Genomic DNA, 12116 nt, shown 5'->3' with positions numbered 1-12116 from the left:
ATTTATCTTGCTTTTAAAAAATAAAATTACTCTATTTTATAAACTATCTATAGCTTACAAAATAGAGTAATTTTATGGTGGCCCCGGCAGGAATCGAACCAGCGACACACAGAGCTTCAATCTGTTGCTCTACCAACTGAGCTACAGGGCCAAAATGGCGGTCCAGACGGGGATCGAACCCGCGTTCTCCTCCGTGACAGGGAGGCGTATTAACCACTTTACCACTGAACCTTTGGTTGCGGAGACAGGACTTGAACCTATGACCTTCGGGTTATGAGCCCGACGAGCTACCAAACTGCTCTACTCCGCGATATGAAACTATAAATTGTTTAATTAATGGCGGGTGATGAGGGATTCGAACCCCCGCGGGCCGTGAAGCCCCTGGCAGTTTTCAAGACTGCTCCCTTCAGCCGGACTTGGGTAATCACCCGTTGGTGGACCCAACAGGATTCGAACCTGTAACCAACCGGTTATGAGCCGGTTGCTCTAACCGTTGAGCTATAGGTCCATAAACTAATTTATAGATTTAATTGGTAGCACCGAAGAGAGTCGAACTCTTGACCTTCCGGGTATGAACCGGATGCTCTAACCAACTGAGCTACAGTGCCATATATGGTGGAGAGTATGGGATTCGAACCCACCACCTCCTGCGTGCAAGGCAGGCGCTCTAGCCAAATGAGCTAACCCCCCATATAAATGGTGAAGAAGACAGGATTTGAACCTGCGACCACTACAGCCCAAATGTAGTGCTCTACCAAGCTGAGCTACTTCTCCATTTTTGTAATGGCTATATTATTATATATTAAATTTAATATATAAAAAATTTTTTTGAAAGATTTTTGTTCTTTCAAAACTGAATAGTAATTAATAATTCATTAAAATGTCTGAATACATTTTAACTTTTAAACCTATCAATTTATTAGTAATGGTCAGCTGAATGTATTACTACACTTACACTTCCATCCTATCAACCTCGTAGTCTACAAGGAATTTCAAGGGAATACTTATCTCTGAGGAGGCTTCCCACTTAGATGCTTTCAGCGGTTATCCCTTCCGTACTTAGCTACCCAGCTATGCTCTTGGCAGAACAACTGGAACACCAGCGGTACGTCCACTCCGGTCCTCTCGTACTAAGAGCAGCTCTCATCAATATTCCAACGCCCACATCAGATAGGGACCGAACTGTCTCACGACGTTCTGAACCCAGCTCGCGTACCGCTTTAATTGGCGAACAGCCAAACCCTTGGAACCGACTCCAGCTCCAGGATGCGATGAGCCGACATCGAGGTGCCAAACCTTGCCGTCGATGTGATCTCTTGGGCAAGATAAGCCTGTTATCCCCAGGGTAACTTTTATCCGTTGAGCGACTGCCGTTCCATGACGTACAGCCGGATCACTAAGTCCTGCTTTCGCACCTGCTCGACTTGTAGGTCTCGCAGTTAAGCACACTTCTACCTTTGCGCTCTACATACGGTTTCTGACCGTATTGAGTGTACCTTTGAACGCCTCCGTTACCTTTTAGGAGGCGACCGCCCCAGTCAAACTACCCACCACGCACTGTCTCCCCACCGGATAACGGTGGCAGGTTAGAAACTCAACATACCAAGGGTGGTATTTCAAGGTTGACTCCTCTAAAACTAGCGTCTTAGTATCATAGTCTCCCACCTATCCTACACATGTTAGGCCAAGTTCCAATACGAAGTTGTAGTAAAGCTCCATGGGGTCTTTTCGTCTTGATGCGGGAACCCAGCGTTTTCACTGGGACCATAATTTCACCGAGTCCAATGTTGAGACAGTTGAGAGATCATTGCGCCTTTCGTGCAGGTCAGTATTTAGCCGACAAGGAATTTCGCTACCTTAGGACCGTTATAGTTACGGCCGCCGTTCACCCGGGCTTCATTTCAACGCTTCGCATAAGCTAACGCATCCACTTAACCTTCGGGCACTGGGCAGGCTTCACCCCCTATACATCACCTTGCGGTTTAGCAGAGAGCTGTGTTTTTGATAAACAGTTGCCCCTCACAATTTACTGTGGCCAACTCAAAAAGTTGGCACCCCTTCTCGCGAACTTACGGGGTTAATTTGCAGAGTTCCTTAACATTGGTTTTCTCGCTCGCCTTAGAATACTCATCTTGGGAACGTGTGTCCGTTCTCGGTACAGGCACATATATATTTTAAATGTTTAGAAGCTTTTCTTGGAAGTATGAATTCACATAATTCAGCTGTTAAACCTTTGCATCATAACTCCCGGTTATAAAACACGCATTTAACTATGTTTTACAGTTGTTATTTACACCCAAATCCATTAATGGGCTATGCTATCCTTCTCCGTCACTCCATGACATATATAAGTGGTACAGGAATATTAACCTGTTATCCATCAGGTACGCTTTTCAGCCTCCCCTTAGGTCCTGACTAACCCTGGGTGGACGAACCTTCCCCAGGAAACCTTTCCCAATAGGCGTTGTGGATTCTCACCACAAATCGTTACTCATACCGGCATTCTCACTTCTTAACGCTCCACCAGTCTTCACAGTCTAGCTTCAATGCATTAAGAACGCTCCTCTAACGTACTTTCGTACCCGTGACTTCGGTATCGTGTTTTACTCCCGTTAAATTATTGGCGCAAGATCTCTTGACTAGTGAGCTATTACGCACTCTTTAAAGGGTGGCTGCTTCTAAGCCAACCTCCTAGTTGTTTATGAAATCTCACAACCTTTCTGACTTAACACGATTTTGGGACCTTAGTCGACGATCTGGGTTGTTGCCCTCGCGAGCCGGGACGTTAGCACCCCGGTTCCGACTGCATGACAATACACGATGGTATTCGGAGTTTGATTATAGTCAGTACCGCTAGGCGCGGCCATTCCATATTCAGTGCTCTACCACCAAAGTTTAACATCACACGCTAGCCCTAAAGCTATTTCGAGGAGAACCAGCTATCTCCAAGTTCGATTGGAATTTCTCCACTATTCACAAGTCATCCGGGCACTTTTCAGCGTACTACGGTTCGGTCCTCCATTTGGTGTTACCCAAACTTCAACCTGCTCATGAATAGATCACATGGTTTCGGGTATATGTCAACATACTAAACGCCCTATTAAGACTCGATTTCTCTGCGGCTCCGCTTTTCTCTGCTTAACCTTGCATGTTAACATAACTCGCCGGTCCATACTGCAAGATGTACGCCATTAGCCATTAACGGCCTCTGACTAATTGTAAGTAAGTTGTTTCAGATTCTATTTCACTCCCCTCCCGGGGTTCTTTTCACCTTTCCCTCACGGTACTAGTTCACTATCGGTGTCTGGTTAGTATTTAGCCTTACCGGATGGTCCCGGCAGATTCAGACAGGGTTTCACGTGCCCCGCCCTACTCAGGATACTATCAAAAGTTCTTATTATTTCACATACAGGAGTTTCACCTTCTGTGCTTCAGTTTTCCAACTTATTCTGCTATAATAAAAATTTGTAACTTTATGTAGATAGTCCTACAACCCCAACTAAGTTGGTTTGGGCTCTTCCAATTTCGCTCGCCGCTACTGATGGAATCATTATTTATTTTCTTTTCCTGTTGCTACTAAGATGTTTCAGTTCACAACGTGTCTCGCTAATTAGAACTATATATTCATTCCAATGCAGTTAGAAATTACTCTAACTAGGTTTCCCCATTCGGAAATCCCCGTTTCGTAGCTTATATCCAGCTCCACGAGGCTTATCGCAGGTAATCACGTCCTTCATCGACTTCCAGACCCAAGGCATCCACAACTCACTCTTACTTATTTAAAAGTTATCAATATTTACCTATTGTTGATGTATTCAAAGACATTTTAATAAATTATTATATTAATATAATAATTAACTCGGTATCACAAAACAAATTGACTAATTTATTTATTGATGTCGTTGTTATATTAATTTATCTTTACTATTCAGTTTTCAAAGAACAAATGAGAGAAAGTTCTCTCAAAACTAGATATATCTTTTGGACTATTATCAAAAGCACATAACATTTATTAAATTTAAATAGTCATATAAAGTGTAATGTTACTAAAATGAATTGTAACTTGTACTCCGTAGAAAGGAGGTAATCCATCCCCACGTTCTCGTAGGGATACCTTGTTACGACTTCACCCCAGTCACCGGCCCTGCCTTAGGCAGTTGTCTCCGTAGTTAACAAAACCGACTTCGGGCATTACCAGCTCCCATGGTGTGACGGGCGGTGTGTACAAGACCCGAGAACGTATTCACCGTAGCGTAGCTGATCTACGATTACTAGCGATTCCGACTTCATGTAGTCGAGTTGCAGACTACAATCCGAACTGAGAATGGTTTTTTGAGATTTGCTCAACGTCGCCGTATTGCTTCTCTTTGTACCATCCATTGTAGCACGTGTGTTGCCCCACTCGTAAGAGGCATGATGATTTGACGTCGTCCCCACCTTCCTCCCAATTACTCGGGCAGTCTCCCTAGAATATTTAACTAAGGACAAGGGTTGCGCTCGTTGCAGGACTTAACCGAACATCTCACGACACGAGCTGACGACAACCATGCACCATCTGTCATTCTGTTGACCTCCACTATATCTCTATAGCTTTGCAGAAGATGTCAAGAGTGGGTAAGGTTCTACGCGTATCTTCAAATTAAACCACATGCTCCACCGCTTGTGCGGATCCCCGTCAATTCCTTTAAGTTTCACTCTTGCGAGCATACTACTCAGGCGGATGATTTAATGCGTTAGCTGTGCCGATAGATTCTCTATCAGCTAATCATCATCGTTTACAGCGTGGACTACCAGGGTATCTAATCCTGTTTGCTCCCCACGCTTTCGTCTCTCAGTGTCAATATGTACCCAGTTAGCTGCCTTCGCCATGTTGGTGTTCTTCCTAATATCTACGCATTTCACCGCTTCACTAGGAATTCCGCTAACCTCTATACAATTCTAGCATGCCAGTATCCAACGCGATTTGGGGTTGAGCCCCAAGTTTTGACGCCAGACTTAACACACAACCTACAGACGCTTTACGCCCAATAATTCCGGATAACGCTTGCAACCTATGTATTACCGCGGCTGCTGGCACATAGTTAGCCGTTGCTTTCTGACAAGGTACCGTCAAGATATTATCTTTTCTTATAATATTTTTTCTTCCCTTATAACAGCAGTTTACAACCCGAAGGCCTTCATCCTGCACGCTGTGTCGCTCCATCAGGCTTTCGCCCATTGTGGAAAATTCCCTACTGCTGCCTCCCGTAGGAGTCTGGGCCGTATCTCAGTCCCAGTGTGGCGGATCAGTCTCTCAACCCCGCTAAACATCATCGCCTTGGTAGGCCTTTACCCTACCAACTAGCTAATGTTCCGCACCCCGATCTTTTAGTGAAACTTTGAAGTTCCTTTTATTTAAATTTCATGTGAAATAAAAAAGTATCCGGCATTAGCGATAATTTCTCACCGTTATTCCAAACTAAAAGGTACGTTAAGTACGTGTTACTCACCCATTCGCCGCTAAGTTCTAAAAGAACTCCGCTCGACATGCATGTATTAGGCACACAGCCAGCGTTCATCCTGAGCCAGGATCAAACTCTTGAAAAAATTGACTGTCATGTTTTTGTATATATCTAGTTTTCAAAGAACTTTTTTTGTTTGCTTGAATATTATAACACTAAAAATTTTTTTCAAAATATTTTTTTTAATTTTTATTCTTTCATTTTAAAATTCGTTAATAACATCTCTTATTATAATTAATAATAAAAAATATTTTAAAAGTTAGCACATAGCTAACTTTTAAAATATTAAACTATACCTTTTAATTTTAAAGTTTTTAGTCCTTTTGCACTAACTCTTAAAGTTACTTTTCTTCCATCTAAAACAACTCTGATTTTTTGTAAGTTAACATTAAATTTTCTTTTTGAAGCATTCATTGCATGAGAACGTGTATTTCCTGTTAATGGACCTACACCTGTTACTTGACATCTTCTAGCCATATATAAACTCCTTAGTTAAGTTACTTACGAATTTTTAATTCTTCAGTAACTTTTTTATATTCTTCAAAATTTGATTCTTTTAGGTGTTTTAATAAAACTTTACGTTGAGCAATTTTTGCTAAAAAGCCTCTTCTAGAGTGGTTGTCTTTTGGGTTGTTTAAAAAGTGTGGTTTTAATGATTCGATATCTTCTGTTAATATTGCAATTTGAACAGAAGAATTACCGGTGTCTTTTGAGTTTTTACCGAATTTATTTATTAATTCAGCTTTTCTTGCTTTTGAAACCATAATTTCTCCTTATATTAAAATTAATTATGTTTTAACCGAGCATAAATAATATTATTTAAACCCAGATTAAAATTTATGTTTGCAAATTATTGCTATAAAATTTTAACAAAAAATAATTATTTACATAATTCTTTTTTAATCTCTAAAATATCTTCTTTGTTTATTGAATCTTCATCATTTGTGTAAATAAATCTTATTTCTTTGACAATTTCTAAAATTACTTCACTGAATATATTTTCAAATGTATATATTGATGCATCATCAATTAAACTTATATTGAATCTGTCATTTTTATTTTTATGCATTAATATATTAAAACCGAAATCTTTATAATATAAATTGCAAAAATATATGCCAGAAGGAATATTAATTAAGTTACTTGGATAAATTATTTGATTCTTATTTAATTCACATGTTAAATAATAATTAAAAGGACAAATACTATTTATGAAATTAAAATGTCCGTTATATAAGGCTTCTCTAATTAGTTTAGTACTTATTTTTACATCATTAATTTTGTAAATATCAGAAATATAAACATTGGAGTTTTTTAAAATATTCTTTATATCATCAGAGGTTCATTTCCCTTGATATCCAAATTTAAAGTCTTTACCTACACTTATATTAATTGATTTATTTTGTGATAATTTTGCTAAAAATTCATTTCCAGTTAAGTTTTTTATTCTTGAAAAATTTAATTCAACTATTCCATCTATATCTAATTCACCAAAAGTATGATATCTATCAATATCATTCATATAAATATTATTATCATACTTAATTGGATAATCATTCATAGTAAAAGTGACTATAAACTTTCTTCCTACTTTATCTTTAATTTGCTTATATAGTTGGTAATGTCCAAGATGAAAACTTTCAAAAGAACCTATTATAAATGAATCATTTTCTTGGGTAATGAATTCATCAAAATCATAAATTATTAAATCGTTCATTAAATTAATTTTAATTCTTTTAATTTAAAAAATGCTCCATCATATTCACAATCCATTGCTACTTCTTTTGCAACACTTTTTATTTTTTCGTTAGCTCTTTGCATTGCAATACCATAATATGCATCACGAATCATTTCAAAATCATTAGAACTATCACCAAAAGCAATTAAATTATCCATTGATAAGTTTAAATGTGAACATAAGTTTTTTAATGTTGATGATTTATTTACATTCATAGGAGTGATAAAAAAACCACCTGACCATCTTGCAGAAATCTCCATTTTAAAGTTATTTTCTTTAATATAAGTTTCCATTTTATACGATAAGTCTCTTACATTTGTTGTATTTATTGTAATGATATATAAATCAGTATTGCTTAGTAATGCTTCATCATAATTTTTATAATTTTCTTCAAATGGTTTAATAAATCAAGAGTTTAAAGGAGTTTGTGGTGACTTATAAACTTTATTAAAATCAGTTATTAAAAATCCTTTTATTTCACTTGAAAATGAATCATATAATTTAACTACTTCATCTTTATTTAAAGTATTTTTAAAAAGAAATTTCTTATTTTGGTTATCTCAAACAAAAGAACCATTAGCACCTATAAAATAATCAACAGGCTCAAGCTGGTCTAAAAAATCACCAATTGTAGCAAATTCTCTAGCAGTAGAAATAACTGTTGTTATACCATTATTTTTTAATAAACCAAACATTTTTCTTGTGTTGTTTGAAAATTTCAAACTGCCGTTTGGTAAAATAGTTCCATCAACATCAAATGCTGCAATTTTTATTATATCTTTAAGTTGTTTCATACTAACCTTTCATTAAATACTTTCTTTGGATAAAAAATATTATCTTTAACTATTCCAACACAACAAACTTCTTTTGTTATTGGATTTAATAAGAAAACTAATTCATTTTTAGTTTTTATTTTGATACTTTGTCCGTTCATTATTATTTTTGCTTGTTCTTTATTTATAAAATACATTTCAATATCAAATAAATCATTTAAAGAAATTGCTTGATATTCTTTTTCTTTTAAATCATCAAGCAAAACATTTCCAACACCCGTTCTTTTTAAAGAACTCATGGCACTTACTGTGTTTAGTTCTAGAGAAATATCATATAATAAAGTTCTTATATATGTTCCTTCTGATACATTAAATTTAATAATATATTCTTGTTTTTCATAATCAAAATTTAATAATTCATATTCTAAAACTTTGATTTTTTGTTCTTTGATTGAAAATTCTTTATTTTCCCTTGCTAAATCATATGCTCTTTGACCATTTATTTTTTTAGCACTATATTTAGGAGGTATTTGTGTAGTTCTAGAACATACTAATTCAATTGCTTTTTTGAGTTGTTCTATAGATACTTTTTTGTTTTCTTGATAAGTTAAATTACCTGTTATATCTAGGGTTTCTGAGTTTCAATGCAATTTAGAAGTTGCTATATAGACTTTGTTTTTATTTGCTATATACTCTAATAACTTTGTATCATAATCTGTTGCAATTATCATTAAACCAGATGCTAAAGGATCTAAAATACCGGTATGTCCTACTTTATTAACCTTTAGTTCTTTACCTAGCTGTCTAATTGTTTCATTAGAAAATGCATTAGTTTCTTTGTGGTATTTATAAAACATATTATTATTAGTTTAACATTTTATAAATTTTATTTTACTACAATAAAATAAAAAAATTAAAATGTTATAATAAGCACAATTATGACAAACAATATTAATATTAAACAACCGATTATAATTTTTTCAGGACCAAGCGGAGTTGGAAAAGGTACTATTGAAAAACTTTTATTTAATTTTAAGGAGTTAAATTTAGCTTTATCATGTTCTGCAACCACAAGAAAACCAAGACCTGGTGAAATAAATGGTAAAGACTATCATTTTTTAGATGTTGATACATTTAGAGATAAAATTAAAAAATATAAATTTATAGAATTTTCTTATCATCTAAATAACTATTATGGAACTTTGTATTCAGAGTTAGAAAAAATACATCAAAATAAACAAATACCAATTTTAGAAATAGAAACAACTGGTGCAAAACAAATAATAAGTAAATTTTCTGTCCAAGAATTACAAGAAAAATATAATCTGATTACAATTTTTGTTTGTCCTCCTTCTATTGAAGATTTAAAATCTCGAATTATTGCAAGAGGTTCAGAAGATAATGAAACCCTAAAAGATAGATTAAAAAAAGCTGAAACAGAATTAATGGATTCAATAATTTTTAAATATCGTATTACTAATGACTTACCAGAAAGAGCTGCTCAAGAAATAAGAAATATATTACACAATGAATTAGGAATAAAAAATTAGTTTTTGCTAATTTATTTTTTAATATGGAATTAGACAAAAATAACATTTTAAAAAATTCTGAAGTTTATAAAAATTACGAAATTATAAAAAACTTGGGGAAAGGTGGAATGTCCTATGTTTTTTTAATAAAAAATATAAAGGCTAATAAATTATATACACTTAAATATCGTAATTTAGATCATAACGAAAACAATAAAACGAAGTTCTTTGATGAAATACAAATATTAAAAGAATTAAATATAAGAAATATTCCACAAATAATTGAATATGTCTTTAATGACAATGAACAATTTTTTATATTTGATTATATAGAAGGTATATCATTAAGTCAGTATATTCACAAAAATAAAAATATAAATATTGATTTAGCAAATCATTTTATGCTTCAACTATTAAAAATAATAAATAATTTGCATAAAAATAAAATTATTCATAGAGATATAAAGAGTCAAAATATTTTAATTTCAAAAAATTATGAATTACATTTAATTGATTTTGGTATTTCAATGCATAATGGAAGTAAAATAACTTCAAATACTAAAATAAATTGTTCTCCTTATTATACAGCTCCTGAATATAGTAATCAAGAAATAGTTATTTCTCCCTCTCTCGATATATATGCATTAGGTATTTTGTATTTTGAATTATTAACGGGATTTTTACCTTTTCAAGGTAAAAATGAAATAGAAACTATTTTAATGCATATTGAAAACGAATTTCCTAATATAAAAAAAATTAATAAAGAAATACCTGATTCGATTCTTTATATAATAAACAAAGCTACACAAAAACTTCCGAACAATAGATATAAAAATATAAATGAATTTTATGAAGATATTTCCAATTCATTACAAATAAAAAATAATGCTTATAGAGTTAGTTATGATAATAAAAAAATAAGAAGTGTTTCTAAATTAATTTGAATTATTTTTACATTAATTTTATTACTATTAATTTTTTTATTAACATTTATCATCATATTCAAAGTAAAAGGTATTATATAATGGAACAAATATATAAAATTTTTTCAATAGTATCAGGAAGATACTTAATTAAAAATAATGAAAATGAACAATGAGTTTATGCAGCAGGTAAGCTAAGATATCAAGAACAAACTCCTTTAGTTGGTGATGATATAATCTTAAAAAATAATACTATAACTAAAATATTAGACAGAAAAAATAGTTTTATTAGACCTAAAGTAGCAAATATTGATCAAATATTTATTTTTATGTCTATTAAAGAACCAAATTTTCTATCATATTTAGTTGATAAATATATGTCTATTATAGAAAACAAAAACATTATTCCTATATTATGCATAACTAAAACTGATTTAGATACAAATCAAGCAAAAGAATGAGAAACTCAATACAAAAATATGGGGTATGAAGTTGTTTTAATAAATAATGAAAATCCTTCATATATTCAAAAAATAAATAAATTAATGACTAATAAATATAGTGTTTTTATGGGTCAAAGTGGTGTTGGTAAAACTACTACCTTAAATATCTTAGGAAATTTAAATTATCAAACTCAAGAAATATCTAAATCACTTGGTCGAGGAAAACATACTACAAGGACAACATATATAACTAAAATTAATCAAGGTTGATTAATTGATACACCTGGATTTTCTTCTTTTGATTTAAATATTTCTAAATTAGAATTAGCTCAAAGTTTTAAAGTATTTAATGAATTATCAAAATTATGTAAATTTAGAAGTTGTTTACATTTAGAAGAAGAAACCAAAGATTGTGCTATTAAACAAAAGATTGATACAAAGGAAATTCCTTTGTTTAGATATCAAAATTATGTAAAATTACTTACAGAAATACAAAATGAAAGGAAATAAAATTCTTATGAAAAAATTTGTAACTCCCAGTTTGTTAAATGTTAAACCTGAAGATAGATTAGAATTAGCAAATACACTAATTGATGCAGGAATAAGTTGAATTCATTATGATGTAATGGATGGTGAATTTGTACCAAATACAGCAATTAAAGTTCAAGAAATAGAAAATATATCAAAAAACGGAGAAAAACACCTTAAGGATGCTCACTTAATGGTGACCAATCCATATGATTATGTAGAAAAATTATCTGATATTGTAGATATTATTACCTTCCACTATGAAGCAATACAAGATAATTTTGATAAATTTGAACAATTCTTAAATAATACACAACACGATTTAAAAATTGGTTTAGCTATAAAACCAGATACTTCTGTTGAACAAATTGAAAGATTTTTAGATAAACTTGCATTAGTTTTAGTTATGTCAGTTGAACCAGGGCAAGGAGGACAAAAATTTATGCCAATTGCACTTGAAAAAATAAGAAAATTAAAATTAATCAGACAAAGAGATTCTCTAACTTTCTTAATTCAAGTAGATGGTGGAATCAATGATCAAACTGGACCGGAATGTTTTAAAAAAGGTGCAGATGCTTGTGTTGCAGGAACCTTCCTCGTGTCAAATCCAACAAAAGAAAGAATAGAAAGTATTTTCGGTAATAAATAAAATATTAAATTTAAATCAGTATTATTTAATAC

The 12116-nt window shown here is 32.8% G+C and carries 9 protein-coding genes, 8 tRNA genes and 2 rRNA genes; 4 read left to right on the top strand and 15 right to left on the bottom strand.

Annotation, left to right across the window (positions count from 1 at the left end; translation table 4 throughout):
- Positions 1 to 75 precede the first annotated feature (75 nt).
- From RRG59_RS01620 to truB, 15 genes are all read right to left on the bottom strand, one after another.
- A tRNA-Phe gene (locus RRG59_RS01620) sits at positions 76 to 151 on the bottom strand.
- 4 nt (positions 152 to 155) lie between these two features.
- Positions 156 to 231, bottom strand: a tRNA-Asp gene (locus RRG59_RS01615).
- Positions 232 to 233: 2 nt separating this feature from the next.
- Positions 234 to 310 (bottom strand) — tRNA-Met (locus RRG59_RS01610).
- Between the two features lie 27 nt (positions 311 to 337).
- Positions 338 to 430 (bottom strand) — tRNA-Ser (locus RRG59_RS01605).
- Between the two features lie 2 nt (positions 431 to 432).
- Positions 433 to 508 (bottom strand) — tRNA-Ile (locus RRG59_RS01600).
- Positions 509 to 531: 23 nt separating this feature from the next.
- A tRNA-Met gene (locus tag RRG59_RS01595) sits at positions 532 to 608 on the bottom strand.
- A 5-nt stretch (positions 609 to 613) separates the two neighbouring features.
- A tRNA-Ala gene (locus RRG59_RS01590) sits at positions 614 to 690 on the bottom strand.
- A 7-nt stretch (positions 691 to 697) separates the two neighbouring features.
- Positions 698 to 774, bottom strand: a tRNA-Pro gene (locus RRG59_RS01585).
- A 124-nt stretch (positions 775 to 898) separates the two neighbouring features.
- Positions 899 to 3785: ribosomal RNA gene (locus tag RRG59_RS01580) — 23S ribosomal RNA — on the bottom strand.
- 291 nt (positions 3786 to 4076) lie between these two features.
- Positions 4077 to 5586: ribosomal RNA gene (locus RRG59_RS01575) — 16S ribosomal RNA — on the bottom strand.
- The 16S and 23S rRNA genes sit together here with 8 tRNA genes alongside, the layout of an rRNA operon.
- 200 nt (positions 5587 to 5786) lie before the next feature.
- Positions 5787 to 5978, bottom strand: a complete 192-nt coding sequence (gene rpmB, locus RRG59_RS01570) for a 50S ribosomal protein L28 (protein ID WP_036431018.1) — start codon at positions 5976 to 5978, stop codon at positions 5787 to 5789.
- Between the two features lie 20 nt (positions 5979 to 5998).
- Entirely contained in the window at positions 5999 to 6265 is a 267-nt protein-coding gene (gene rpsO, locus RRG59_RS01565; RefSeq protein WP_051619556.1) for a 30S ribosomal protein S15, read from the bottom strand.
- Positions 6266 to 6381: 116 nt separating this feature from the next.
- On the bottom strand, positions 6382 to 7218 hold the full coding sequence (locus RRG59_RS01560) for an FAD synthase (protein ID WP_322902640.1): 837 nt from the start codon (positions 7216 to 7218) through the stop codon (positions 6382 to 6384).
- Positions 7218 to 8033 (bottom strand): YcsE-related riboflavin metabolism phosphatase, encoded by an 816-nt coding sequence (locus RRG59_RS01555; RefSeq protein ID WP_322902638.1) that lies wholly within the window; start codon positions 8031 to 8033, stop codon positions 7218 to 7220. Before RRG59_RS01555 ends, RRG59_RS01560 begins: the two co-directional genes overlap by 1 nt.
- The gene (gene truB / locus RRG59_RS01550) at positions 8012 to 8869 is read right to left on the bottom strand and encodes a tRNA pseudouridine(55) synthase TruB (protein ID WP_322902636.1); all 858 of its coding nucleotides are present in this window, start codon (positions 8867 to 8869) and stop codon (positions 8012 to 8014) included. Before truB ends, RRG59_RS01555 begins: the two co-directional genes overlap by 22 nt.
- A gap of 81 nt (positions 8870 to 8950) precedes the next feature.
- On the opposite strand from truB, the gene gmk reads away from it, so the two are divergent.
- From gmk to RRG59_RS01530, 4 genes are read left to right on the top strand one after another with little or no spacing between them, the layout of a single operon-like run.
- Positions 8951 to 9562, top strand: a complete 612-nt coding sequence (gene gmk, locus RRG59_RS01545; RefSeq protein ID WP_322902634.1) for a guanylate kinase — start codon at positions 8951 to 8953, stop codon at positions 9560 to 9562.
- 23 nt (positions 9563 to 9585) lie between these two features.
- Positions 9586 to 10566, top strand: a complete 981-nt coding sequence (locus tag RRG59_RS01540; RefSeq protein ID WP_322900684.1) for a serine/threonine-protein kinase — start codon at positions 9586 to 9588, stop codon at positions 10564 to 10566.
- Positions 10566 to 11417, top strand: coding sequence for a ribosome small subunit-dependent GTPase A (gene rsgA, locus RRG59_RS01535; RefSeq protein WP_322900683.1), 852 nt, complete (start codon positions 10566 to 10568; stop codon positions 11415 to 11417). Before RRG59_RS01540 ends, rsgA begins: the two co-directional genes overlap by 1 nt.
- Before the next feature lie 7 nt (positions 11418 to 11424).
- Positions 11425 to 12084 carry a ribulose-phosphate 3-epimerase gene (locus RRG59_RS01530; RefSeq protein WP_322902632.1) on the top strand — a complete coding sequence of 220 codons (660 nt, stop codon included), beginning with the start codon at positions 11425 to 11427 and terminating at the stop codon, positions 12082 to 12084.
- Positions 12085 to 12116 lie beyond the last annotated feature (32 nt).

Origin of the sequence: Mycoplasmopsis felis, assembly GCF_034647055.2 — a bacterium.
Taxonomy (GTDB): Bacteria; Bacillota_I; Bacilli_A; order Mycoplasmatales; family Metamycoplasmataceae; genus Mycoplasmopsis; species Mycoplasmopsis felis.
This window is presented reverse-complemented; position numbering and strand designations above follow the sequence as displayed.